At 50.7% G+C, this 26,380-nt stretch carries 15 protein-coding genes; 7 read left to right on the top strand and 8 right to left on the bottom strand.

The features are described 5' to 3' along the window. The 7 genes from FBQ85_18935 to FBQ85_18905 all read left to right on the top strand — a co-directional run. Window positions 1–2,031: TonB-dependent receptor (locus FBQ85_18935; protein MDL1877211.1), on the top strand; the 2,031-nt coding region annotated here is incomplete at its 5' end. Between the two features lie 101 nt (window positions 2,032–2,132). Then, on the top strand, window positions 2,133–5,585 hold the full coding sequence (locus FBQ85_18930) for a hypothetical protein (GenBank protein MDL1877210.1): 3,453 nt from the start codon (window positions 2,133–2,135) through the stop codon (window positions 5,583–5,585). 118 nt (window positions 5,586–5,703) lie between these two features. Beyond that, window positions 5,704–6,777 carry a porin family protein gene (locus FBQ85_18925; protein ID MDL1877209.1) on the top strand — a complete coding sequence of 358 codons (1,074 nt, stop codon included), beginning with the start codon at window positions 5,704–5,706 and terminating at the stop codon, window positions 6,775–6,777. Window positions 6,778–6,801: 24 nt separating this feature from the next. Further along, window positions 6,802–7,656, top strand: coding sequence for a glycoside hydrolase family 16 protein (locus FBQ85_18920; GenBank protein MDL1877208.1), 855 nt, complete (start codon window positions 6,802–6,804; stop codon window positions 7,654–7,656). Between the two features lie 57 nt (window positions 7,657–7,713). After that, window positions 7,714–8,793, top strand: a complete 1,080-nt coding sequence (locus tag FBQ85_18915; protein ID MDL1877207.1) for a glycoside hydrolase family 5 protein — start codon at window positions 7,714–7,716, stop codon at window positions 8,791–8,793. 7 nt (window positions 8,794–8,800) lie between these two features. Further along, window positions 8,801–10,849 (top strand): carbohydrate-binding protein, encoded by a 2,049-nt coding sequence (locus FBQ85_18910; protein MDL1877206.1) that lies wholly within the window; start codon window positions 8,801–8,803, stop codon window positions 10,847–10,849. A gap of 44 nt (window positions 10,850–10,893) precedes the next feature. After that, window positions 10,894–12,378 carry a hypothetical protein gene (locus tag FBQ85_18905; protein MDL1877205.1) on the top strand — a complete coding sequence of 495 codons (1,485 nt, stop codon included), beginning with the start codon at window positions 10,894–10,896 and terminating at the stop codon, window positions 12,376–12,378. 346 nt (window positions 12,379–12,724) lie between these two features. Here the strand turns inward: FBQ85_18905 and FBQ85_18900 are convergent, their stop codons facing one another. The 8 genes from FBQ85_18900 to FBQ85_18865 all read right to left on the bottom strand — a co-directional run. Beyond that, the gene (locus FBQ85_18900) at window positions 12,725–15,970 is read right to left on the bottom strand and encodes a choice-of-anchor D domain-containing protein (protein MDL1877204.1); all 3,246 of its coding nucleotides are present in this window, start codon (window positions 15,968–15,970) and stop codon (window positions 12,725–12,727) included. Window positions 15,971–16,439: 469 nt separating this feature from the next. Further along, window positions 16,440–18,548 carry an alpha-glucuronidase gene (locus FBQ85_18895; protein MDL1877203.1) on the bottom strand — a complete coding sequence of 703 codons (2,109 nt, stop codon included), beginning with the start codon at window positions 18,546–18,548 and terminating at the stop codon, window positions 16,440–16,442. Between the two features lie 60 nt (window positions 18,549–18,608). Then, window positions 18,609–19,097 (bottom strand): GNAT family N-acetyltransferase, encoded by a 489-nt coding sequence (locus tag FBQ85_18890; GenBank protein ID MDL1877202.1) that lies wholly within the window; start codon window positions 19,095–19,097, stop codon window positions 18,609–18,611. A 95-nt stretch (window positions 19,098–19,192) separates the two neighbouring features. Further along, window positions 19,193–20,329, bottom strand: a complete 1,137-nt coding sequence (locus FBQ85_18885) for an endo-1,4-beta-xylanase (GenBank protein ID MDL1877201.1) — start codon at window positions 20,327–20,329, stop codon at window positions 19,193–19,195. A 77-nt stretch (window positions 20,330–20,406) separates the two neighbouring features. After that, entirely contained in the window at window positions 20,407–22,389 is a 1,983-nt protein-coding gene (locus FBQ85_18880) for a hypothetical protein (GenBank protein ID MDL1877200.1), read from the bottom strand. Window positions 22,390–22,523: 134 nt separating this feature from the next. Then, window positions 22,524–23,513 carry a Gfo/Idh/MocA family oxidoreductase gene (locus FBQ85_18875; protein ID MDL1877199.1) on the bottom strand — a complete coding sequence of 330 codons (990 nt, stop codon included), beginning with the start codon at window positions 23,511–23,513 and terminating at the stop codon, window positions 22,524–22,526. Between the two features lie 144 nt (window positions 23,514–23,657). Continuing rightward, window positions 23,658–25,733: a T9SS type A sorting domain-containing protein gene (locus FBQ85_18870; protein MDL1877198.1), complete on the bottom strand. Its 2,076-nt coding sequence runs from the start codon at window positions 25,731–25,733 to the stop codon at window positions 23,658–23,660. A gap of 150 nt (window positions 25,734–25,883) precedes the next feature. Then, window positions 25,884–26,380 (bottom strand): NAD-dependent dehydratase (locus tag FBQ85_18865; protein MDL1877197.1); only part of this gene is annotated, 497 nt, incomplete at its 5' end.

The following is a 26,380-nucleotide window of genomic DNA, read 5'->3' as shown; positions in this document are numbered from 1 at the left end:
GTCAATGCTGTCACGAAAGACGGCGGGCAATCCTATCACGGCGCATTTTCGGCGGACCTCGCGAATTATCTTACCTCCAATAACGACATTTTCATTGGTCTCAAGAACAGCGACGTCGACCGCAATCAAGATTACAAGTTTCAGCTCAGCGGCCCGTTGCTCACCAAAAAACTTTCCTTTTTTGCCAACTATCGTTTGCAGGATTACAAGAATCATCTCAACGGCATCCGGCGTTTCAACGTCAACGACTTCAGCAATTTCCAGGCAGAAACACCGGGCGATTGGATCTCCGAACAGACCGGCGACAGCGCGTACGTGCCAATGAACAATTCCAAAAACATATCCTTTTTGGGCAAACTCACCTCGAATTTTTCGCGCAACGCGAAACTCTCCCTGTTGTACTCGCGCAATGACGATGAGTGGCACAACTATGATCACGGGTTCAAGTATAATCCCGACGGGCGCGCCACCTCGTATCGGGAAACCGACATGTATTCACTGCAATTCAATCACATGCTTTCATCAAAAGCGTTTTATGAAATCAAGTTATCCTACATCGACAACTTCACCGGCTATTATGTTTTTCCGGACCCGCTCGATCCGCGTTACGTGCATGATCGCTTCTTGTACAATGATGGTCCCGGCTTCTACACCGGCGGGCAGCAGAAAACCCACGTTAGCCGCACGATGAAGGACTATAATGCCAAGTTGGACCTCTCCTGGCAACTAAACAAGCATCACAGCCTGAAATCCGGCTTTCTGTTCACGCATCACGACCTGGACAACAAAAGCGTGGAGATTCGCAATCTTTACTACGGCACCGACCTCGAATTCTTTTTCTATGAGCCTGTGATTCTGCCGGATTCTTCAATTTATTCCGACATCTACCGCGTCAAGCCGCTGGAATTTTCCGCGTATATTCAGGATAAAATCGAATACGACGAAATGGTCGTGAACGTCGGCTTGCGCTATGACTATTTTTATGCCAACTCGGTATATCCTTCGGAACGCCGCAACCCCGCCAATCAACTCAGTTTCCCGGATAATCCGGAAAAAATGTCAACCTATCCCAAAGTCGATCCGCAAACACAGATCAGTCCGCGTTTGGGCCTGGCCTATCAGTTGAGCGATGTGGCGCTGTTGCATTTCAGCTACGGCCATTTCTTCCAAATTCCGCCGATGTATGCGCTCTACGACAATCATTCATTTCAGATTGCGCCGAACGATTATGAAACCACCATGGGTGATGCGCAGATCAAAGCGGAAAAAACAGTGCAATACGAATTGGGCGTCTGGCAGCAAATTCTGCCGGGCATGGGCGTCGAGGTGGCGTTGTTTTATCGCGACATCTACGATCTGTTGAGCGCCAAAGTCGTGAGCACGTTCAATCAGATCGAATACGGCTTGTACTCCAACAAGGATTACGGCAATGCCAAAGGTTTGGAGTTGAAGTATGATTTCGTGTCGGGGCGATTTTCCACACACGTCAACTACACGCTGCAATTCACGCGCGGCAATGCGGACAATCCGCGTTTCACCTTCGATCGCGCCGGCGATAATCGCGACCCGATTCCAACCTTGATTCCGATGAGCTGGGATCAACGCCACACCTTCAACGCCACGGTGGGCTACAACGCGGCCAAATACGGCGTCACGGCAACGGGCTATTTCAATTCCGGCACGCCCTACACCTGGTCGCCCTTGCAAGAGAACCTGCTCGCGCGCGTCAATCTGTTGCCCAACAACGCCAAGCAACCGGGACAATACAGCATCGATTTGGCTGCGTATTATAATGTGCCCCTAACCAACAACTTTGATTTGAGATTCACCCTGTCCGTGTTCAATCTTTTCGATCGTTTGAATGAGGTGGCCGTCAATTCGCAAACAGGCCGTGCTTACACCGCGATCGTCATGCCCTCGGATCTCGCCGCGCATCGCAGCAATTTCAACGATTATTACGATCGCGTGCGCAATCCGTCGATGTACTCCGCCCCGCGTTACGTGAAGCTGGGCATGGGCATTTCGTTTTGACCGCGCTTTCCGCAAAAAATTCCCGTTGAACGGCTTGTATAAACTTGTGGTGATCCGGATTTGGCATCGTGACTCTTTCAAAAAACTTTCACAGGCATGACATGAAAAATATCATGAGATGTTACGCCGTTGCTCTACTCTTGTTCGCGCTGCTGCCCGCCGCTGTTTTCGCGCAGGGCAAGCCCTATGACGGTCCGGAAGACGGCCCGGGCGACATTGCCGCTGAACGCGCAGGTTTCATGACCGGCAATCGCGTGTTCTTGTATTTTCGCAACACCACTGAGCTTTCGGACTGGCCGCGCCCGGATGTGTCGCGATGGCCCAACAACACCGATGGCGTGAAAATGCTGGACGGCATCGGCCTGCTGATCGGCGCCAAGGTTTATGTTGAAAAAGATTCAATCCCGGTAACGGATCCGGTGCAGATTGCGAATCGCACGGATTTGCAGGAACTTTATTTCTTGCAGACGAGCTACCGTGAAGAAATGGACCGCGATCCCACCGGCACTATCGAGTGGGGGCTTTATCCGGTCTTCGGCTATTTCAACGAGCTGGGCGAATATCCCGCCATGAGCAATCGCAACGATTCCTGGCCGACAGGAGGATGGCCGTCCACCAATACCAGCAAGAAATGGCCGGGAGAATGGAACGGCCGCTTTGGCCGCGGTGTGATTTACGCTGATTTGGAAACCTTCTTCGTGGCGAATGATGCGCAAGACCAGGAATACCTTGGCCCGGAAGATATTGTGAAGTATTACCCGCGGCCCGGGAGAATCATCGGCGACAATTATCCAGAAGTCAGTATTCAAAAGGGCAAGCCCTGGGGCGGCATCGGCATTCGTGTGGAACAGCGCGGCTTTCAATGGAACAATCCGCAAGCGCGTGACGCAATCTTTTGGGAATACACTATTGCCAACATTTCCGATTATGATTTGCCCGAAGTCGCGTTCGGTTACTGGGTTGACAATGCCATCGGCGGCGAGCGCGATGATGAACTCGGCTATTTCGATACGACGATCGACATGGCGTATTCCTGGGACGTGGACGGCATTGGCACCGGCGGCTTGCAAACCGGCACAATGGGTTTTGCTTATCTGGAAAGCCCGGGCTTGGCTTATGATAACAGAGACAATGATGAAGACGGCCTCACCGATGAAAAACGCGATAATATCGCTACTGCCATCATTGGTCCAACCGAGGGCATTACAGATTTGAACAAGTTTCTCGCGACTTATAAATTAAAATTGGAAGATTTGCGGCCGCATTGGGATGCTGACGAAGATCAAGATTGGCAGGACGGTGAAGATCTCAACGGCGACGGCATTTATCAAGCCAGCGAATTTGCCGGTGATGATGTCGGCCTCGACGGCGTAGGCCCGAATGAATTGAATTATACCGGACCGGATGTTGGGGAATGCAATCACCGCCCGGATTTTGTCGAGGGTGTCGGCAGCGAGCCCAACTTCGCGTTCACGGATGTCACCGAATCTGACATGGTCGGCCTCACTTCCTTCCGTCTGTTTCCCGTGCCCAGCCATGCTTCAGACTTCCGCTGGTTTCGCGGCGATCGCTCGATGTGGGAGTTGATCGGAGAAGACACGCTTGCGAGCTATCTCGGCAATATTTCCAATTTGGTCGAAACCTTCGCTTCCGGCGAGTTCCCGCTGTTCAAAGGCCGCACCGAGCGCATTTCCATGTCCGAATTGCACTCCTATGACCCGCTTACCGGTTTGAATTCCGACGCGCACACCGCGCCGGCGCTGTTCGAACAAAAGCGCATCGTGCAGGTAATTTATGAAAAAGACTATCGCTTCGCGCAGCCGCCGGCCATGCCGGCGCTCAGCGCCACGCCCGGCGACGGTTATGTGATCCTGACCTGGGACGATGCTGCCGACACCAAAACCCGTGATCCGTTCCTGAACAATGTCAATGATTTCGAAGGCTATAAACTCTACCGTTCCACCGATAAAAAATTCTCCGACTCCGAAGTCATTACCGACGGGTTCGGCACGCCAATTCTCAAAAAGCCGATTTTCGAATGCGACGTGATTAACGGCAAATTGGGCTTCACCAATTTTGGATTGGTCAATGGCGTTGCCTTCAATCTCGGTTTTGATTCGGGCATCGTGCATTATTTCATCGACAATACCGTGCAAAACGGGCGAACTTACTACTACGCCTTGGTGGCATACGATTATGGCGCGCCCAACATCGGACCCGGCATCGCGCCTTCGGAAAATTCGATCACGCTCGAATTGGACGAAGACGAGGAAGTGCGCGCGTTCGGCAAAAATGTGCGCATTGTCACGCCGCATCAGAAAGCCTCCGGCTATGTGCCGCCCTCGCTCGGCGAAGTCAATGATCAAACGCATTTTGGAACCGCAACCATCACCCCCGAAATTCTTGCAGCGCAGGATCTCAAGATTGGCCATACCTACAAAGTCAAGTTCAGCGTCGACACGTTGACCAGCGTCGTCAATTATGAACACGGCCAGCTTTACACCACGACCGGCCTTTATGTGTATGACGTCGAATCCGGCAATCAACTGGTGTATCAAGAAACGCCTGAAAAATTTGCCTTTGAAAATTTCATCTATGATGACTCCCTCGGCTTCTGGCATATGAATAATGCGGGCGTCTTGAGAACCGACATTTTCGACGGCATGCGCTTGAGCTTTCAAACCCCGGTAAAAACCGCATCGTTCGATCCCCTCAATTCCGGATGGCTGGCCGGCAATTCGATTATCCGCATCACACCAACCTCGGTGGAGTCGGGATATTTCCCCTGGGATTATGACATCGTCTTTACCGACAATCCCGCGGTTTACACCGGTCGTGTGACGAACAAAACCATGCGCGATGAAAACAACAGCCGCATTGCCAATGCGGCGCTTTTGGTCAGCCAGCAATTCAATTTTTATGTGCTCAACAAATCCTTCAAGAACGCCCAAGGCGAATATGAAGTGATGGATTTGGTGGTGCACGATTTGAATGGCAACGGCCAATTCGACATGATCGGCGATCGCATTTTGGTCGGCCCCATTACCTCCGTCAACAATCGCTGGGCCGGCACCGCGTTCATCATCGACTTCCGGTTGCTCAGCGACCCGTCACAATTGCCCAAGCCCGACAACGTTTATCGCGTGACCTTCAACCGGCCGTTCACGGTACAGGACTCGTTGATGTTCAGAGTCAACAGCGCCGGTGAGTTGAACACGACTGAAATCAAAAGCATGATGAGTAATATCAAAGTCGTTCCCAATCCCTATGTCATGACCAACGAAATGGAACCGGCGGTATCGAATCAGTATTTGAATCAGCGCCGGCGCATTTTATTCACGCATCTGCCGGCGCAATGCGATATCAAAATTTTCACCATCAGCGGCGTGATGGTGGATGAAATCGTGGTCGACAATCCGGTGGAGAACGGCACGATTCATTGGGATCTCAAAACCAGTGAAGGGCTGGACATCGCCGCCGGCATGTATTTTTATCACGTGCGAGCGCGTGCCACCGGCGACGAAAAAATCGGTAAATTTGCGGTAATCAAGTAACGTGCCTTGCCGGGAAAGGCTCTGTGTTACAAATTGTTGCTGCGGACCCGGCTTGACGCTGTAACCCCGGAATCGCCATAAGCTGCGAACTTTGCCCTTGATCATCAAAGAGGCCATCATGAGTGGAATAAAAAAACGTCCTTGCATTTATGCCACCGCCCTTCTGGTTTTGCTGGCATTGACTCAAACAACTTTTGCACAACGCCCTTATCGCGTCGGCACGACGGCCGCAAATTTTCTTGAGATCGGTTACGGTAGCGCGGGCAGCGCCATGGGCGACGCTTATGTCAGCGTCGTCACGGATCTTTCAGGAATATACTGGAATCCCGCGGGCCTGGGCTTCATGGAACAGAGCGAAGCGCAATTCGTGAACCAGCCCTGGATCGCGGACGTCAACACCACTTTTGCCGGCGTGGGCCTGGTGTTGCAGGATATCGGCACGCTCGGCGTGGGCTTCTTTCACATCGGCTACGGCGATGAAGAAGTCACCACCATCCGCCAGCAAGAAGGCACCGGAGAAATGTTCACCGCCAATGACTTCGCGCTGTCGCTGACTTTTTCCCGGCGCCTGGTGCACTGGTTTTCATTCGGCGCCTCGGCAAAATATATTTCCTCGCAAATTTGGCACACCAACGCGAGCGCGGTCGCCATGGATTTGGGCGTGCTGTTTAACACGCCATTTTTCTCATTCACCGGCGAACGCGAAAACGGCTTGAGCATTGGCATGAGCATTTCGAATTACGGCACGCGCATGCAATATAACGGCATCGATCTGCTCAATCCCATCGACATTCTACCTAATGAAGACGGCAACTTTCGCGATGCACGCGGCCAGTTTACACTGGACGAATGGGAATTGCCGTTGATCTTTCGCCTGGGTGTTTCCCTGCAGCCGATAGTTGCCAGCCGCTCACGTGTAATTATATCCGCCGACGCCCTGCATCCCAACAACAACAGCGAGTCAGTCAACGTGGGCGCGCAATATCAGTACAACGTTCCCACCACCGGAACCTTTTACCTGCGCGGCGGGTACAAGGCGCTGTTTATGACCGAAAGGCAATTTGGCCTGTCGCTGGGCGGCGGCGTGGAATTGCGCATGATGAACAATATCGCGTTGAAGGTTGATTATGCCTATCGTGACGTGGGCATCCTGGGCCAAACGCATTCGTATTCCTTCGGCGTAAAATTCTGACCATCGTATTTTTGTGAGTCGATTATGTTGCACGTCAAGGCCAAGTATCTTTGTCATCTGTTTATCGCCGCTTCCCTGCTCGGCTTAAGCTGTAACAAAAAAACCATTACCCAGGTGGAAAAGCCCGCCTGGGAGATTGCCGGCTGGCAGTTGATCTGGCACGATGAATTCGACGGTCGTCAGATTGATTTATCCAAATGGGGACATGAAGTGAACGCGCAAGGCGGCGGCAATAACGAATTGCAGTATTACACGGCGCGGCCGGAGAATTCTTTTATTCAAGACGGCGTCCTGGTCATTCGCGCGTTGCAGGAAAATTACACCGGTCCCGAAGGCACGCGAGCCTACACCTCCGCCCGATTGCGAACCTTGAATAAGGGGGATTGGAAATACGGCCGTTTCGACATTCGCGCCAAGTTGCCGGTGGGCCGCGGCATGTGGCCGGCAATTTGGATGCTGCCCACAGATTGGGTTTACGGCGGCTGGGCGGCAAGCGGTGAAATCGATATTATGGAAATGCTGGGACACGATACGAAAACCGTGCACGGCACGCTGCATTATGGCGCGGCCTGGCCGGGAAATGTTCATACGGGAAAATCGTTTACGCTGCCACAAGGCGACTTCACCAACGAGTTTCACACGTTCCGCCTCGATTGGACAGAGAATGAATTCAAATGGTATGTTGATGATCAGCTTTATCAAACGCAAACGCAATGGCACACGACGGGCCAACCTTACCCCGCGCCCTTCAATCAGCGTTTTCACATGCTGCTCAATCTAGCGGTGGGCGGCAACTGGCCCGGCAACCCGGACGCGAGCACGGTTTTTCCGCAAACGCTGACGGTGGATTATGTCCGTGTTTACCAGCGCGCGCCATGAGGTAAACAGAATTCATCCTCTGCAATATTCTCATTTAACAAATTTATGACATCAAGCATGCGCATCAGCCTCAATCTTGTCATCCTCATATTTGCCGCTCTCTCAATCGCTTTGATTTCCGCCTGCTCCGACGATTCCAATCCTGTAGCACCTGAAAATGAAACGCCTCCCGATGCTTTCGCACAAAATGCGCGCTTGGGCCGGGGCATGAATTTGGGCAATGCGCTCGAGGCTCCGAATGAAGGCGACTGGGGCGTGACGCTCAAAAGCGAGTATTTCGATTGGATCAAAAGCGCGGGATTCAACTCCGTGCGCATTCCCATCCGCTGGTCGACGCATGCGCTAACCAGCGCGCCTTATACGATCCATCCCAGCTTTTTGCTGCGCGTTGATTGGGCAATAACCCAGGCGCTCTCCAGAAACCTGGCGGTCGTTATCAATATTCATCACTACGAAGAGATCATGCAAGATCCTGCGGCGCACAAGGCGCGCTTTCTTGCCATCTGGGAGCAACTGGCGAATCATTATCGCGATCAATCCAGCGATATCTTTTTTGAAATCCTCAATGAACCTAACGCCAATCTCACAACGACGATTTGGAATCAATATTTGCAAGAGGCCATTGCTGTTATTCGCCAGACCAATCCCACGCGGACGATCATTGTCGGCCCGGCTTTCTGGTACAATTCCAGCGCCCTCAACAGTCTGGTGTTGCCCGCGGATGATAAGAACATAATCGTTGCCGTGCATTTCTACAGTCCTTTCAACTTCACCCATCAAGGCGCGGATTGGGTTCCCGGTAGCAGTGCCTGGCTCGGCACAACCTGGTCCGGAACGCCGGCAGAGCAACAAGCTATTCAAAACGAATTTACACTTATCGCGAATTGGGGAACGACCAACAATCGCCCCATGAACATTGGTGAATTTGGCGCCTATAGCATGGCCGACATGGACTCGCGCGCGCGGTGGACCGCATTCGTCGCCCGCACCGCCGAAGCCAATGACATAAGCTGGCATTATTGGGAATTCATCGCCGGTTTCGGTGTGTATAATGCAACAACAAATGATTGGAATTACCCTCTGCTCAATGCGCTGATTCCCAAACCGCTTGCATTAACCGCGCCGGAAGTGGACTAAATCATTTATGCGAACACTGGCTTCCATTTCTGCTGCCGTATTTTTTTTCCTCGCGCCGGCAGGCTTTGCGCAATTCCTGCGCGTGGACGGCAAAGAAATCGTCGATGCTGCGGGCAAGCCTGTTTTGCTGCGGGGCATCGGTCTCGGCGGCTGGCTGGTGCCGGAAGGATACATGCTGCACACGCCGGGCTACGGCTCACCCACCTCGATTCGCAACATGATGCAAGACTTGCTTGGCGAGCAGGATACCAAAATATTTTTCGATTCCTATCGCGCCAATTATGTTGCCGAAAGAGATGTTGCGAAAATTGTGGCATGGGGATTCAACAGTATTCGCCTGCCCTTTCATTATGAATTGCTTTCTCCACCAAACCAACCGGGCGTCTTTCTTGAAGATGGCTTTCTGCTGCTGGATTCACTCATTACCTGGAGCAAGCGGCAGGGCTTGTATGTCATTCTCGACATGCATTGCGCCCCGGGCGGGCAGAATTCCAACAACATCAGCGACAGCGATGGCGAAGCCAAGCTCTGGACCATACCAGCCAATCAAGATCGCACCGTCGAAATTTGGAAAAAGATTGCCGAACGCTATGTCAATGAACCGTGGGTGGCAGGATATGATTTGCTAAACGAGCCGGTGATGCCCGCCGGGTATAATAATCTCGACTTACGCAACTTCTATCGCCGTCTCGCGCTGGCGATCCGAGAGGTTGACAACAATCATATTCTGTTTATCGAAGGCAGCAACTTTGCGACGGATTTCAGAGATTTGGCTCCGCCGTTGTTGTATGGTTCCAACATCGTTTACAGCTTTCACAAATATTGGAGTGAAACCACGCAAGCGACCATTCAGGATTATTTGAATCTGCGCAACAATTGGAATGTGCCGCTGTGGATGGGCGAGTCCGGCGAGAATTCGAATCCCTGGTTTTATGAAACCATCAAGTTGCTGGAAGCAAACAGTATCGGCTGGTGCTGGTGGACGCACAAAAAAATTCAAACCACCACCAGCCCGCTTTCCGCGCCCATCACGCCGGGTTATCAGCGCGTGCTGGATTATTGGAACGGCAATGCCAGCAGGCCGGCTCAAGCGTTCGCGCGTGATGCGCTGTTCGGCATGGCGAAAAATCTGGCGCTGGAAAAATGTGAGCCGCGCCCGGATGTTTTGCATGCGTTGTTTGACACCGGCTTCAATGCACGCAGCAAGCCGTTTGCGCCGCACAGCCTTCCCGGCGTTATCCCGGCCGTCGCATATGATTTCGGGAATGTCGGAATCGCCTATCATGATCAAGATTACAAAAAAGTGCGTTGGGATGCCGATCAACCCTGGAATTCGGGCGGCCAGTTTCGCAATGACGGCGTGGACATCGAGAAAAGCAGTGATGCGCAGGGCGCGGCCTACAACATTGGCTGGATTGCCGGCGGCGAGTGGTTGAAATATACCGTCACCGTTACGCAGGCGGGTTTATATGATGTTGTCTTTCGCGTTGCCAGCTTGAACGGCGGCGGCGCGCTCAAGCTTGCGCTGGATGGCCAGGAGTTGATCGCTTCTCTCACGATTCCACGAACAGGCGGTTGGCAAAACTGGAACGCCGTGAAGTTCGAGAATCTGCCCTTGCCTGCCGGCGCGCATGTTTTGACAGTGCTCGTCTTGCGTGAAGGCTTCAATCTCAATCAAATGCAATTTTTGCTCAAATCTCCCAGCGCCGTCGCGGAGAACCTTGACGCCGCAACGCCACGACAATATGTATTGGAGCAGAGTTTTCCCAATCCTATTTTCAGATCAACAATTCAAACGGACAAGCAACAACGCAATGAAATCGCGATAACGATTGGCTATGAATTGCCAGAGAAAACGCCGGCCACGCTCAAGATATATGATATCCTTGGCGGAGAAGTTAAAACACTTGCTGCGGGCGCACAGAACGCCGGACGGCATGCGTTCACCTGGGACGGCCGAAATGCCCTCGGACGGCTTGTAGAACCCGGAATTTACTTTTATATTTTGCATGCCGGCCAACAACAACTCAAAAGAAAACTCCTGTTGTTGCCATAAGCCCGATCATTTGACATGGCTATTTCCCAATGAAAAAACGGTGTATGCGATTGCGACGCTATTTCGCAAAATATCGGAGCAGTAAACTTGTCATTGGTTTCATCATTTTTGTTTTGTTCTCATCATGCAACAAGCCGCAAGAACAAATACAAAACGAAACCATCCTGGCGCGCATTGGCGATAGAACCATTTCCGTGAATGAGTTCATTCGCCGCGCAGAGTATACGCCGCGCCCGATCTATTGCCGCGGCGAGGATTACGTTCAGCGCAAAATCGTGCTCAACTCGCTGATCGCCGAAAAACTCCTGGCCCTGGAAGCGGGCGCCGACAACGAACTGACGCGTACGCCGGAGTATCAATTGTATGTGCAAGGCCGCAAAGAGCAGGCGATGCGGCAATGGCAATATCATCAAGAAGCATATCAACGGGTTCAACTCGACACCAGCGAAATCAAAACCGTCTATCAGGTTGCGGGCAGGACACTTGCGTCACACGAAATTCAACACGGCAACAAAACGTTTGAGCAGCTTCACAATGAAACCGGTTCGTTGGAGGGCATTCCGCAACGCGAGGTGGCATGGGATTCGCCAGAAAATGAGGCCATTCACCAGGCCCTGTTCTCAGGCGAGCTGCAAAAAGGCCAGATCCTCGGGCCTTTGCCTGTTCGTGAGAATTCTTATGTGATCATGAAAATTTTGGGCTGGACGGATAAGGTCGCCGTTTCCGATATGCAAATGCGGACACGCTGGAATGACGTGAAAGAAAATCTGACGCACAAAAAGGCCGGCAAGCTATACGAACAATATGCGGCCGGCGTCATGCGCGGCAAAACACTGGAATTTTCGCCGGCAACTTTTCGCAAAATGGTGGAAATTGTCGCGCCTTTTTATCTGAAATCTTCCGAGGAAAAGCAAGCCGCATTGCAGCAGCAATTTTGGGGCAATGAAAACGAGAATAATGTTCTGCATCAAATGGGAACCAGCCTGGACGCCATGCTGGATGAGCCTTTATTTCGTATTGACGGGCAGGTTTGGACCGTGCGCGACGTAGAGCGTGAAATCAAAGTTCACCCTCTAGTGTTTAGAAAAAAGAACCTGCGGCAAGGTGAGTTTTCGGAGCAATTCAAGCTTGCGATTGTGGACATGGTGCGTGATCGCTATCTCACGCAGGAGGCCTACAAAAAAGGCTACGATCAAGTGGAAGCCGTGCAGCGCAATGTCGATATGTGGCGGGATAATCTGCTGTTCTTGTATCAGCAAACCCAATACTTGAAATCTCTGGGCAAGCACAACAACTTTAGTAAAGACTATTTGCAAATTATCGAAACAGATCTAAATCCTTACCTCAACAGCCTGCAAGCGAAATATCACGATGTCGTCGAAATAAACACTGATGCCCTCGAGAAAATAAAGCTAACCGCCATCGACATGCTTGTCCTACGGCGCGATGAACCTTTCCCCGTTGTGGTGCCGAGCTTTCCTGTGATAACCACGGACAACCGCCTGGATTATGGCCGCAAGATGAATTGAATTGAGCGTCACTCAATTTCTACAATCTTCTTGTTAAACAGTTCCAAAGCTTTTAAACAATTTATGGGAATTCCCATTAACTACCTTGCAACATAACGATGGCTACTTGATTTGCTCTACAGAAACGAAAAAACTAGACAAATAAGCAAGATAATATCTGAAGCGCAAAGAAATCGGGCAATCAACATCTGGGGTAACCATCATCTCTTATCATGACATGTATATTGAACTCCGAACTACTGATGTTCGGCATTTAACTTGACAAGAATAACCTTGATTTTACGGGCTAAAATGTGTCACGTCAATTCGCGATTGTCAGTAAGAGCTTCATTCTGATCACAAGACACTACTTGATCAACAGAAATTTTCTTATTTCCCTGAAGGTACCTGCTGTAAGGCGATAAACGTAAACTCCACTTGCCCATGACTCGCCAGAGAATTCTACATTGTAATAACCTGCAGGTTGCTTCTCATTGACCAACGTCACAATCTCACGACCAAATACATCATAGATTCTAAGCGTGACCCATTCTGATCTGGGTAGTTGATAAGGAATTACTGTAGTCGGATTAAAGGGATTCGGATAGTTCTGTTCTAGGCGATACTCCGTCGGGGCAAGGTCTATACTGTGGCCTACTGCTGACGCAAAACCTAGCGTTCGTAGAGAAAAAGTATCAAGCGAAGCCACCACTGCTGAACCGTCTTTCACGTTTACTGTCCATGTATAAGTCGTGAAATCTTGCAATGAAGACATAATATCCCAAGCAAAACTTGTATCTCTTATGACTGTAGCAGATTTATTCAGGCCTGGACCTTTTAGTCGAATTTCATATCTTAGCGTGTCGTCGAGGTCAGCGTCATATGATTGATTCCAAGTAAATGAGATCGGTCTCGGTGGGCGATACAACCACAAACTGTCGTTGTCAGCAGGTACCAAAAGGCCTGGTCGACTTGGGGTCTGATTTAAGATTGTGAAAGGCAACGCATTCGATGCGCTTCCCTCTGTCAGAATACTCACAGAAAAGTTTCGTGTTCCGCGAGTGGCCTTTTGCCCGATGGTGAGATTGGCTATTAAGCTGTCAGCTTGATACACCGTAACTCGGTTCACAATAATATCTGGGCCAGCATTTATGCTTGTGATACCACTGACGAAATTTGAACCGATAAATGTCACATCCAATGTTTGCCGACGAACGCCAGTCGACGGAAAGAAACGCATCAATGACGGAGTGGCGTGATTCACTCCTGTACCGTTCATGTAAATAACTAGCGGATTTTCATTTAGGTCATTGTTAATAAAAGTAAGCGCTCCGGTTTGCAGGCCTACCCCTCGCGGGTTGAAACTAATGCTAACAGCATGGCTATCACCCGGCGCAACCATGAAACTGGAAGACGATTCAATTACAAACACATCGTTGTTTGATTCAATACCATGAATGCTGAGGCTTGCTGCTCCCCAATTATACACATACAAAATCAAATGCTTTGTTTGTGTCACACCAACAGAGTCGAATTTCAATTCAGTTGGCCATATAGAAATCTCTTGTATGGCGGCAGACACACCTGCACCGGCCATAGGAATTTGTGTCACATTGCTGTTAGTATCATTACTATGAATTCGAAGTGTGTCAGATTGAGCACCGAGAAAAGGAGGCGAGAATTGTACAATAATGAACTTAGTTTGATTTGGAAAAATAGTTTGAACAGTGTCCCCTTTAACAGTGAAATAGGAATTAACGGATGCAATTCCTGTAATATTCAAATCAGATGCTCCCTTATTCGTAATACTAAGGATCAAATCAGAAACCTTGTTTAAGGTTACGTTTCCAAAATCTAAATCAGACGGGTCGGTGGACATGATTGGAACGGCTGCTATGCCAGTTCCTTGCAAAGAAACTCGCTCAATGGCAAGACCGGCAGAATAAATTGTTACAACTCCAAAATCATCCATGGGAGCTGATGGTGCATACATGACAATGACTTCGGTACTATCTCCGGGCGATAAATTTAGCGTTATCGGGCTAGTTAATTTAAACCTATCGCTATTCGAAATAATGTTTAAAACTTTAGCGCTATTCGCATTCACATTATAGATTTTAAAACTCAGCTCTTTGCTTGTTCCAACATAAATCTGCCCAAAGCGTAAAAACGATTTGTCAGCAAACACCTCGTCTTTATTTAATAGGATAGATACAGTACTGCTCGCGTAGTTTACGACAGCAAGATCTAGATCAAGGTCACCATCAAGATCGGAGGCTATGACCGCTTCCGATTGTAAGCCAGTAGGGTAATTTCGAACACGTTGAAAGGTAGCATCACCATTGTTTTCAAGCACGGACACTGAATTTGATAAATTCGAAGTTGCGATATCAATATCCTGATCACCGTTGAAATCCGAAACAATAACTGCACTAGGCTTTTCTCCGACTCTGTAGTTTTTCAAGGCTGTAAACGTGCCAACTCCACTATTCGCAGAGAAATAAATACTTGATTCATACTGATTTCCAATTGCTAGGTCAATATCTCCATCCCGATCTAGATCGGCCATCGTAAAAAAACTGGGAAAAAGGTCAATCGTATATTCTTGCTTCGGTAGAAAGATGGCGTTTCCGTTATTCTTTAAAATATAGAACTTCTTACTACTCGTACTTGTTGTTGCCAGGTCTAAATCTCCATCGAGATCTAGGTCGGCACTTGCTAAAGATGTTTGACCAGATCCAGCGTCATAGGCCTGTTTCATACCAAAATTACCTTTTCCGTCATTTATTAAGACAGATATGGTAGTACCAGTTGTTACGGCTAGGTCATGATCACCATCACTATCCAGGTCTGCTAGCAAAACAGTCCTTCCACCGCCAAGAATATCTCCTTTCTTTTTAAATGTTCCATCTCCATTATTCGTTAGGACAAAAACAGCGCTAACGTTTCCTTTATTTCCGCCTAAAACTAAGTCAATATCTTTATCTCCGTCAATATCCGCGGCAGCAATAGAACGAGGAGTGCCTTCGACTGAATAGTCCTGCTTAGCTAAGAACGTGGCATCGCCTTTGTTCCGTAGAATTGAAATGTTATTTGTATTTGCGTATGCCGCAACAACTAAATCTATGTCACCATCTGAATCAATATCTACCGCACTGATCGAATTAGGCGTCTTGCCCGTGGCATACTCTGTCTGAGTTGGAAATCGTGCCGATGAAGTGTTGACAGACACCGTAAAGTTCCATACGAAAGGCTTGATGACTTGATTATTACTTGTATGAATATTGTTTGTCAATGTGACGGTGACTATTTCACCACTTACAAATGGCTTCTCGGATAAGAAACTCGCTTTTCTCAAACCAGCCTCGTAGCTAATCGTGCCATCATGAAAGCCGCTTTGTGCACCCCACACTCGAAATGTTGTACTAGTGATTGTGCTTGCATTTATCTCTTCACTAAAAATGACTGAAATACTCGCATTGGACTGCACATGCAATGCGTTTTGAGTCGGGGATACAGACAAGACCTGGGCCTGTGCAACACAAACAAAAACTAAAAGTTGCAGAAGACCTGAAAGTATTCGATTGGATGAAAACTTGATTGAAGTAATCATAAACTTACCTGTAAGGAAAAATGATGAAGGCCACAGACAGATACCAAAATTTGTCTGCGCAACCTTACACTACCAAGTGTAACATTATTGCCGTATCTCTGCTGTCAATCGATGAGAAATAAATAGATAGCACCCATTTGACCGTGAGAATATACCACCGGTTGGCGACAAAAGCGGAGAAAACCATAAATAATATTAATTTTTTCTTATAAGCCTTTACCATAGCATGCGATTCTTGTTATAACGACTTAGAACGACAATCTTCTCACATCATAAAGCAGAACGCGCGACCAATGCAGCGTCGCGCGTTCTCATTTTCTACCAAGGTGCAGTCGGATTAGTGTATTAGATTGGCCGGCGATCATGACCTTGATTAACCGGCAACATACTCAGGATCCCCACAACTATGCACGCAAACATAATACCTAACACTATTCACACTCAAAACATCATTATAGTCTCCCTGCAATCACACTACTTCAACACTTAAGCCGACGGGAATGGGCCGGCGTGAAAACGTTTGAAAGTAAAGCACACACGCATTTCGCCACCACACGGCCTCTTTTTCCTGAATCCCAAGCATCATTTTCACGTGTTGAAAATATTCTTCGTCGATCTTGCCGCGCAGCTTGTTCCACGCGCTTTGCATTTCACGAACGCCTTCCACTCCGGCATAATAGCGATGGCATAACTCATCCCACAATGTTCTGCCGGATTTCATGCGATAATCCCAAGGGAGATGATGAAACCACAACAAAAACTCTTCCGGGCAAGTCGCCGGCGAAGCGATTTTTTTCATCACCGATAAATAATACTGGCTCACGGCATTGCTTCCCGTTGCGGTGCGGTCGAAGCCGATGCCGTTGCTGTCGGCGCGGTGATAATAAACCGAGGTCCAATCATCGCGATGCTTGTCTTTGATCCACGGCGCCGGACCGTAGTGATGATCCCAGCCCATGATGTGATGCAAACCAAGCGGCGTCATGTAATTCACCGTGTGCTCGCGCGAAGCCATCATCATTTTTTTGAGGGATTGCACAACAGCAGCGTCATTCGATAAAGTCGCGCGAATCCATTCTTCTGCGATTGCTTCCGGCGCCAAATCATGATTCCACGCCAAACGGCCATAGGCATACCAATTGGCCTGACCAAAGAGATGCCCCGTCCAATTGCGATCGGTACCGGTGTTCGCAACTCCCGCAATGCCGGAGAGGGCATGGCCTTCAAGCGAGCCCTCGATGATCTTTGCGACCGTCGAGCCTGCGCCTTGCGCATACGTATCCGTCGCGAGAACTTCTTTGAACAGCACGCCGAGATACACCAGATGCGTGCTGAATCCCAAATACTCCTGCGTGATTTGAAATTCCATCATCAACGGCGTCTTCGGCATGGCGCCGAACAGCGGATGAAACGGCTCGCGCGGCTGAAAGTCTATCGGGCCGTTTTTAACTTGTACCAATACATTGCTGCGAAACATGCCGTCCAGCGGCGTGAACTCATTATAAGCCTGCTTCGCGCGATCTTCCTTGATGTTGTTGTCATAAACAAACGCGCGCCACATCACCACGCCGCCAAACGGTTTTAGCGCATCCGCCAGCATGTTCGCGCCATCTGCGTGCGAGCGCCCGTAATTTTGCGGGCCGGGTTGTCCCTCGGAATTGGCCTTTACCAAAAATCCGCCAAAATCCGGAATGAGCTCATAAATCTCTTCAGCTTTCTTTTTCCACCATTGTTGCACTTGTGGGTCAAGTGGATCCGAAACCTTCAAGCCGCCGATGTCGATGGGCGCACTGAAGCGGATCGACAAATAAACTCTCAAACCATAAGGCCGGAACACATTGGCCAAGGCCGCGACTTTTTCGAGATAATGCGGCGTCAAGATCAAGGCATTCGCATTGACGTTGTTGAGTACGGTTCCGTTGATGCCGAGCGAAGCGTTGGCGCGCGCGTAATCGCGATAATACGGATGAATGTAATCCGGCAGCCTGTGCCAATCCCACAATGAGAATCCCGCATAGCCGCGCTCAACTGTGCGGTTCAAATTGTCCCAATGATTGAGCACGCGCAGCTTTATTCTCGGAGAACTCGTGATGTCGAGGTTCTCGATAGCCTCATGTGTTTGCAACAGCCGCAAAAAGTGAAACACGCCGTACAGCACGCCGATGTCGCTATTGGCGGTGATCAAAACCACTCGCTTTTTATCAACCGTCGTATTCAGAATAACAAAACCTTCTGGGCCAAGGCCATCGAGTTTATTCGACAAGTCGCTTGCAATCCGCGATGAGATATTGGCATAAACCGCAGCGATGATTGCGCCCTCGCTTGCTTGTTTGAGATTGGGCGTGGCAATGCCGAGCAAACCATTCAAGCCGATCTGCAATTCACCTTGCGCGGCCGTCAGAGTTGGCGAGTCGCCGACAATCATCCAACCCTTGATTTCTTTTTTATACGCTTGCAGTTTTTGCGGATTGGTAATCATGTCATACTTCAGCCAAAGCCGGTAACCGTCATCGGCGCGCAGGTTTGCGCCGGCGAGCAAAGTAGAAAGAAGGATGAAAGTGAAAGTAAATTTTTTCATTGGCCGTATCATCTACTAAAAGTTCGTGCTCAGCATCAGCCGTGCCGGCTGGAAGCCGTGCTATGTTTCCAACCATTTGTACATAACGAATGCATCAACGTAACCCTTGGAGGGATGATGAAATGCTCTGGGTAAGCGACCGACAGTGGCAAAGCCAAGTTTGTTCCAGAGCCGTACCGCGCCTTCATTGCTGGATGCAACGAAATTGAATTGCATGGCCTTGTATCCGAGGCTTCTTGCGATTTCTTGCGAATGCTCGCACATCGCCGTGGCCAAGCCGCGTCCTCGGGCGGCTGATGAAACCATGTAGCCGCAATTGCAGACATGGTCGCCCGGGCCCGCTTGGTTGGTCTTGATGAAGTACGTGCCCAGGATCTGCCCGTCTTCTTCTAAGACGTAAGTCTTTCTCGGAGTATCCATCCAAAGCTTTAGCGCCTGCTCCTTACTGATGTCGCGCGGGTACGCATAGGTTTCGCCGGCCGCGGCGATTTCATGGAAGATTGGCCAGATTTGGTCGAAATCCTCTCTCGTGGCTTCCCGGATACTCATAGCTCTTGATCTGTTCATGGGAGACATAAAGCCTTTTCAGCAGAATCAATCAAAACGACTTTCGTCAATCGCCGCCTCTTCTACAATAATGAAACCTAATCTCCCCGCACCGTTTGAATCACCGCATCAAAAGCGGGTTTGGGTTGCAGGTTGCGATCGAACAACAGCGAATGCGCGGTTCTACCCGGCACCGGCCAATTGTTGTGCCACGAAACGCCGTCATGCACGCCCCAAAACGTCACGCGCGCAATTTTGTCGCGATGATTGTAGAGCACGCGAAAGAAATCGCCGTATTGTTTTGCCTGCTTGGCTTGCACGGCTTTTGGCACTCCTTCCGTATAAGGATCGAGTTCCTTGCGCAGCGCATAATTGCGCGTAATTTCTGCGCCGGTGTGTCCGCCGGGATCCGGCAGCACGTTGACGTCCATCTCGGTGATCATCACTTTCACGCCCAACTCCGCATAGGCGAGAATACTCTCTTCCAATTCGTCGAGCGGCGGATAATCCAAACCCCAATGCCCTTGCATGCCGATGCCGTCCACACGCACGCCTTTTGCGTGCAGCTCGCGCACGAGACGAATTACGGTTTCGCGCTTGCCTTTATGCCACATGTTATAATCGTTGTAGTACAATTCCGCTTGCGGATCAGCGGCGCGCGCCCATTCGAAAGTCTTCTGCAAATAATCTTCGCCGGCGATTTGCAGATACTTGCTTTGCCGCAGGCTGTCGTCGTCCTCCACCGCTTCGTTAATGACATCCCAACCATGAATGCGGCCTTTGTATCTGCCCATCACGGTGAAGATGTGATCTTTCATGCGTTGCAGCAGCGTTTCGCGATCGGCAGGCTTGCCTGCGCCGTCTTCGAAAACCCAGCGCGGCGTTTGATTGTGCCAGATCAACGTGTGGCCCACGATGAACATTTTGTTTTTTTCGCCGAACGCCACGAACGAATCCACCGGCACGAAATCGTATCGCTCCGGCTCGGGGTGAATCCGCTCCCATTTCATGATATTCTCAGCCGTAATGCTATTAAACTGTTTCTCCACCAGCTTGATCGTGTTCGCTTCCGTTCGAGAAATCTGCTCACGATTCAGCGCCGCGCCGACGTGAAATGCCTTTTTGAAAACCTCTTTCAACGCCGGCGTTTCGTTCTGCGCATGGCTTGTGGCGAACATAAACATGGCGATAATCGGCAGGAATGATGCAGCTTGCAATAGAGCTAGGGCTTTCATGTCCGTTATCCGTTGCGTTGTTTCAATCTGTTCAATTGAATTTTAGTTTTCTCGATTTGAATGCTGGCATCGCAGCTTTATTTTGCATTCATCAACGAGGTAAAGCTCACCGCTTCCAGCGTGAATTGTGCCCGGCCATTCACCACTGGAATACGCTTGCCTTCCTCCATCCCCCGGCCGCTATCGGTGACATAGATGCGAAGTTCCGTCAAATCGGCCGGCAATCCGGTGAGCGTGGCAGATCGTGCCGCTCCGCTGTTAACGATGTGTACCGCATATTCACCTTTCGCGAGATTGCCGAATGCCGCGCTCGCGAGGTTCGGCGCATTGCACGTGATCGGCAAAGCGAACGCGCCAGCAGGGGTCGCAGCGAGTTGTTTGAGATTCCAAAAACGCTGAGTAGGACGCAGCGGTTCGTTATTGTTGCCAAACACGCCGCCGCCCGCGAGCAGAGAATAATCCGCCGTCAATTGCCATTGCAGAATCGATTTCGGCTGGCTCAGAGCGCAAATGCGCGTGTAGAGATTAATTTCATGCAGCGCGAACGACGGTTCATCGAAGATTTGCGGATAAGTCCACGCCGCGGCGTCGGTACTGCCTTCACCGACCAGCAACGGAACATTCAGCGTTTGCGCTGCCGCGCTCCACTGCGCGAGAATCTCGTCGGTGCAGCCGCGCCAGGAATGAAACGAAACCGCATTGAGGTATTTCACCGCTTCGAGATCATGCAAGCCGGGCTTAATGAAATCCACCGGCCACGCATCCGAGGTATCGCCAAGCAGCAGCTTGGTCGCCAACCCAAGCGATGCAAGATGCGCGCCCAATCCTTTAATGAAATTGCGATGCTCCTCTGCGGTTTGCCGCACGTTAATGCCGAGATCGGATTCATTGAATGAAAACGCGAATGTCTCCACGCCGTATTGCTGTTTGAGATAGAGCAAATACGCGCCGATGGATTCATAAATCTTTTGCATCTTCTCGGGATTGAGCGGATACCCGCGCAAGCCGCCGGGCTGCGGCCGAAACGCATCGCGCGGATCGCCGATGATGGCCCACGCCGGCGCAGACCATGCGCTGACGATAACGGGCATGTTGCGTTGCGCCAGCCGTCGCGCCATGTCCATCGCCTCATGCACGCGTTGATGAATATTTCCGGCTCGCGCGGCTGCAATCGGATCGACGTTCTCTTCCGCATGCCAATGCTGCCAGGGCATCTCGACGCGGCCCCACGCGACGCGCATGTTGTCGAGATTGTATTGAATCACAGGAGGATCGGTGCGGGGGTTTTGCAAACGGAAATTTCCGCCGAAGCCGTCGAACACACGGCCGGGCTTTGAGGTATCGAGCGCGAGTGCAACAGGATTTCTATCGACTTCGCCAGAGGCTTTGAGCGTGAACGTATTCTGCGCGGTTTGGCCGGGCTTCACGCTGTTCGTGAGTAATGCAAAATATACGTGAATATTCTTATTCGCAGCAGTGCTGTCTCTGCGGATGATCATTTCCGCAGGCGTGGCGAGCCTCACCTCAAGCTGCCGCCGCGAAGCAACGAAACGCGCGCCACTCACCGTTGCGCGCGCCAATTCGCTTTGAGAATTTGTGGCGAAAGAGATCTCGTTTGCTGTTATGGGTTGCGCGCCGGAGAGCTTGGCTTTGCCCTCGGAATAATCCGCGCCCGGAAGTTCGATGCAAAAAAACGCGCCAATGAAATTCGTGTCTGCGCGCGAGGAACATTGCACCGCAATGGCCGCAAGACCAGGACCGGATTCTTCGAACCGTTGTGTAAAGAACATAGAATCCAAAACGCCTGTTGTCGTTTGCAAATTGCCGTCACGATTGTAACGATGTCGCTGGCTTTGCCGCTCCTTTGCAGTCTCATGGAATTTCGTCCAATCCGCATGCACCACGCGCACACTGGTTTTGAACTCCATCAATTCGCCGCTCACGCGAATGCCGTTCAAATTGCCCCACGCCATCACCTCAGGCGCGTCAACATTCGATCGTGCTGCGGGCTTGATGGTGGTGATTGAAATTACTTTCGGGCCGGCGCAGCCCCAGATCATCGAAAGTGTCAAAAAACAAAATAATTCCCAGCGGATAAAAGCGGCTTTTTCGGTTCGGTTGTTTCTATTCGCTGAAAAATTTTTTCGCGACGAAATCATTTTCGGCTCTCGGATTTTCTAAAATGAGGTTCTGCTTAGATTGCGATCCACCTGCGTTGTTGCTGGCTCGCCAAAACCCCGTCGATCACGCGCATATTCGCAACCGCATCGGCAAGCGGCGTGGGGGCGCTCGTCGCATTCAAAATGGCTTGCGAAAACAAATCGCCTTGCCGGGCATATTGATCACAAATTTGTGCGGTGTATTCTTTTGACGCCACGCCGGTTTGCAGAATGATCTTGCAGGCTTCTTGCGCGCCGGGCGTGAACGGTTTTATAATTTCGATTTTTCCTGAAGCGCCCAAAATGCTAATGCTTTGTTGATGCGCTGACTGCGTGGAGCACGTAAACGTCGCCGTGCCTTGTTGAAATTCCAAAATGCCGGAGGCCAGGCGGTCGATCTTCATTTGCGGATCATATTCAAGCGTGCCGCATACGCGCACCGGCTCGGCGTTGAATAAAAATCGCGCCGCCGAGATGCAATAGCAGCCAATATCCAGCAACCCGCCGCCGCCAATATCAGCTTGATTGCGAATATTCGCGGGATCGACATTGTAATAAGTAAAAACCGCGTGCAAGCTTTTCACGTCGCCAATAGCGCCGCTTTGCAGCAACTCTTTAATCAATGCCCATTGCGGATGATGGCGATACATGAACGCTTCCATCACTTGCAATTGTGGAAACTTTTCTGCCTCCTTCTGCAACCCCACGGTTTCCTGCAGGTTCATGCCAATGGGCTTTTCGCATAACACATGCTTGCCCGCGTGCAATGCTTTGATAGTCCATTCCACATGAAGATGATTTGGCAGCGGATTGTAGATCGCATCGATCTCACGGTCTGCGAGCAATTCTTCATATGAGCCGTAAGCCTTGGGAAGGCCCAACCGGCGCGCCGTCTCTTGCGCTCGTTCAAATCCACGTGAAGCAATCGCCGTGACGGTGGAAAACTCACCCATTTGCATCGCGGGAATGACTTTCTCAACGCCAATTTTTGCCGTGCTCAAAATGCCCCAGGAGATTTTTCGCATCGCTTCGCTCATGTCTTATTCCGGCATCCGTAAAAATCTTTACTTCAAAGGGAGAATAAAAATCTTACCGCCGAACGCAGTGAATAAAAGGGCTTTTATCCGTTGCGTTTTTTCTATCCGCTGGGGAAAGTAGCTATTGAATCTTCATTGCACGAAGACCATCTTCTTCGTCGCAACAAAAGTGCGCTCCGCGTTTGATGAGACTCCGGCCTGCAATTGATAAAAATAAATCCCGCTCGTGAGTTGCGCGGCATTGAAGCTTACACGATAATTGCCTGCGGGCTTTTTTTCATCAATCAAAGTCGCGACTTCGTTTCCCAACACATCATAAACCTTCAAGCCAACCCATTGATGACTGCCCACTGAGAATTGAATGTTCGTCGCGGGATTGAATGGGTTGGGATAGTTTTGCAGCAAGCCGAATCCCTCGGGAACTGCACCGCTTCGACCTTCCTTCACGTCGGTAGGATTGGGTTTTCCCGTTGGTGAATAAATCGCTTCAATCGCGCCGGCAACATACGCTAGCGGCGCATTCCAATTGATGGCGATTTCATTTGACGCATAGCTGCACCAATCATCGAGATACGAACGCGCACGTTCCGGGCCGATATAACCCGTGCAGCCGTCCTGCCTTCCGGGATTCGGACCGCCGGCGAGCAAACCGGGAACGGGATCGGCGATGCCGTCGGCTTGCGATGGCCGATGATGCGGACGCATCGTCGGCTTGCTGCCCAATCCGGTCACGAAGCAAAAACCTACAGCATTGCGGCCGAGTAGATAATCAAGATTCTGTTGCGCGGCATGCAAAAAGGAAACGTCGCGCGTGAGATAATACGCTTGCAGCAACGCCATACTCTGGTTCGCCGCAATCGCATTGCTGCCCCACACAAAGTCGCCGTTGGAAATACCCATGACGAGATGATAAGCGGAGCGAGTGACGTTATCACGCAAGCCGCGCGCCAAGCCAAGCAGCGCGGATACGATACGTGTCGTGTCAATTGCGCTGCCCAATGCGGCGCGATGAAAGGCCAGCGAATACAGTCCGAGCGTGTTCACACCGCCCCACCAGGGCACGCCGAACGAGCCGGCAAGCGGATTGCGCGCAACGATGAAACTATCCGCCTTGGTGGTGATGAACAACTCCGCGGCGGCCCATTGAAACTCATCACCAAAATTGCTGTCGCCGTATTCGCCCGTGACAATGTCGGGATTGTACGCCGCATTCAGCGCGGCTTGATTATAGCGCACGTTCGGATTTTTTTGCGCCCAGCGCCAGGCTTCAAGCGCGGCATTTAAACAAGTTTGATCGAAGCCCGGCATTTGCGTGGAGTATTCTTTGAAGATGCGGCTCGCTTGCGCCATCACTGCGGCGAAGTCAAGCGTGGCCGGCGTGCTCTTTTGCACGACGTAGCGGCGCGCGGTATCCACGTGCGGCATCACTGCGCCGCTGAAATTCGCGGTGGTGAGCTTGTGATAAACACCCCCGTCGTTGGGATCCTGCATGGTCAGCATCCATTGAATATTCCACAATGCCTCGTCGAGAATATCGGGCATGCCGTTGCCGCTTTCGGGAATGATGAGATTGAAATCGCGATAGTATTCGGGAAAATGTTCATACGCGGCGAGCAGCGTGTACGTGCTGATGCCGGAGTTCACAATGTACTTGTTGTAATCGCCCGCATCATACCAGCCTTTGGGAGAAGAGATGATGGTGTTCTCCGGCCGCGCCGTAGTTGCCGCAGAGGCATGCACCCAAACTTGCGTATCGGGATGGCCCGCAGGCCGCTGCCACTTTCCGGCATATGGCGCCGCGAGCGCCGCTGAAGCGCGTTGAAAGTAATATCCTTTTATCGCGGCAGAGGACAAATTTTGATGCACATATTCTTTAATGAAAAACGGATGTGATTTGCCGAGATTGGGAATGACGAGCGTGTATTGTCCCGCTTGCTGAAACGAGGTGAAGTCCGCGAGCTTCACGCTCTCGCCGGAATGCGACCACGTTTGCGCTGCGCCAAGCGTGCCGGTAAACAGCGTGTCGGTTTGATTGGGAGAGGTGAGATAGAAAACATTGCTCGCTGCACCCACAGCCACGGCGAACTTCGGGCCTTTGGGATAAAAGCCGAGTTGATTCAAACGAATGGCTTCTTGTGCAATGAGCGCTGCGGGCAGTGAAGCGGCAAGCAAAACGAATCGCGCAATGAAGGCTTTTGCAAAGTGCATCGTTTCATCTCCGGTTTTCGCCGTAATCCATCATATCAAGGCTTTGCTTCTAAAGCAAAACAAAGGCAACACGATTACTGGCAAAACGACTAAAAGAATGGTTTTGTCTTGTTGGTTTTCGCAAAATTCGATTGTCGCACGTTTTTCGAGTTATTGCGTCGACGGCCACGCCAACTCATACGCCGCAATAATCTTATCAATGAGCCGATCGGTTTCTTCATTCACAACTTTTTTAGCGGGATTCGCGTCGAACCAATTCACAACCTCTTCTGCGCCGCGCGCAAACGGAATCGTGGCAACGTAGTCCGGCACGAAACGCTTGATCTTGGTGTTGTCGAAAATCATGCTGTGCGTTTTGTCACCCAACAAACTCGCGCCCCAGTCGGGATCGAATGCTGCGATGAATTCCGAGGGAATGTGCACAATGCGAGGTTGCACTCCGGCCGCATGCGCCACGATTTCAAAAATTTGATTCCACGTCAGTACTTCATCGGAAGTAATGTGAAACGTTTCACCAATTGCTTGTGGAAGGCCGAGCAATCCCACGAAGCCTTTGGCAAAATCACGGTGATGCGTCAGCGTCCATAGCGAAGCGCCGTCGCCGTGCACAATGACTTTCTTGCCGGCGCGCATGCGGTGCAGAATCG

Source organism: Cytophagia bacterium CHB2 (genome assembly GCA_030263535.1).
Taxonomy (GTDB): Bacteria; Zhuqueibacterota; Zhuqueibacteria; order Zhuqueibacterales; family Zhuqueibacteraceae; genus Coneutiohabitans.
The sequence above is the reverse complement of the archived record's forward strand: the minus strand, read 5'-3'. Positions and strand labels throughout refer to the sequence as shown.

Coding starts and splice junctions, on each gene's coding strand:
- FBQ85_18930 (MDL1877210.1), top strand. CDS start 2,133: ATGAAAAATATCATGAGATGTTACGCCGTTGCTCTACTCTTGTTCGCG.
- FBQ85_18925 (MDL1877209.1), top strand. CDS start 5,704: ATGAGTGGAATAAAAAAACGTCCTTGCATTTATGCCACCGCCCTTCTG.
- FBQ85_18920 (MDL1877208.1), top strand. CDS start 6,802: ATGTTGCACGTCAAGGCCAAGTATCTTTGTCATCTGTTTATCGCCGCT.
- FBQ85_18915 (MDL1877207.1), top strand. CDS start 7,714: ATGCGCATCAGCCTCAATCTTGTCATCCTCATATTTGCCGCTCTCTCA.
- FBQ85_18910 (MDL1877206.1), top strand. CDS start 8,801: ATGCGAACACTGGCTTCCATTTCTGCTGCCGTATTTTTTTTCCTCGCG.
- FBQ85_18905 (MDL1877205.1), top strand. CDS start 10,894: ATGCGATTGCGACGCTATTTCGCAAAATATCGGAGCAGTAAACTTGTC.
- FBQ85_18900 (MDL1877204.1), bottom strand. CDS start 15,970: ATGATTACTTCAATCAAGTTTTCATCCAATCGAATACTTTCAGGTCTT.
- FBQ85_18895 (MDL1877203.1), bottom strand. CDS start 18,548: ATGAAAAAATTTACTTTCACTTTCATCCTTCTTTCTACTTTGCTCGCC.
- FBQ85_18890 (MDL1877202.1), bottom strand. CDS start 19,097: ATGAGTATCCGGGAAGCCACGAGAGAGGATTTCGACCAAATCTGGCCA.
- FBQ85_18885 (MDL1877201.1), bottom strand. CDS start 20,329: ATGAAAGCCCTAGCTCTATTGCAAGCTGCATCATTCCTGCCGATTATC.
- FBQ85_18880 (MDL1877200.1), bottom strand. CDS start 22,389: ATGATCTGGGGCTGCGCCGGCCCGAAAGTAATTTCAATCACCACCATC.
- FBQ85_18875 (MDL1877199.1), bottom strand. CDS start 23,513: ATGCGAAAAATCTCCTGGGGCATTTTGAGCACGGCAAAAATTGGCGTT.
- FBQ85_18870 (MDL1877198.1), bottom strand. CDS start 25,733: ATGCACTTTGCAAAAGCCTTCATTGCGCGATTCGTTTTGCTTGCCGCT.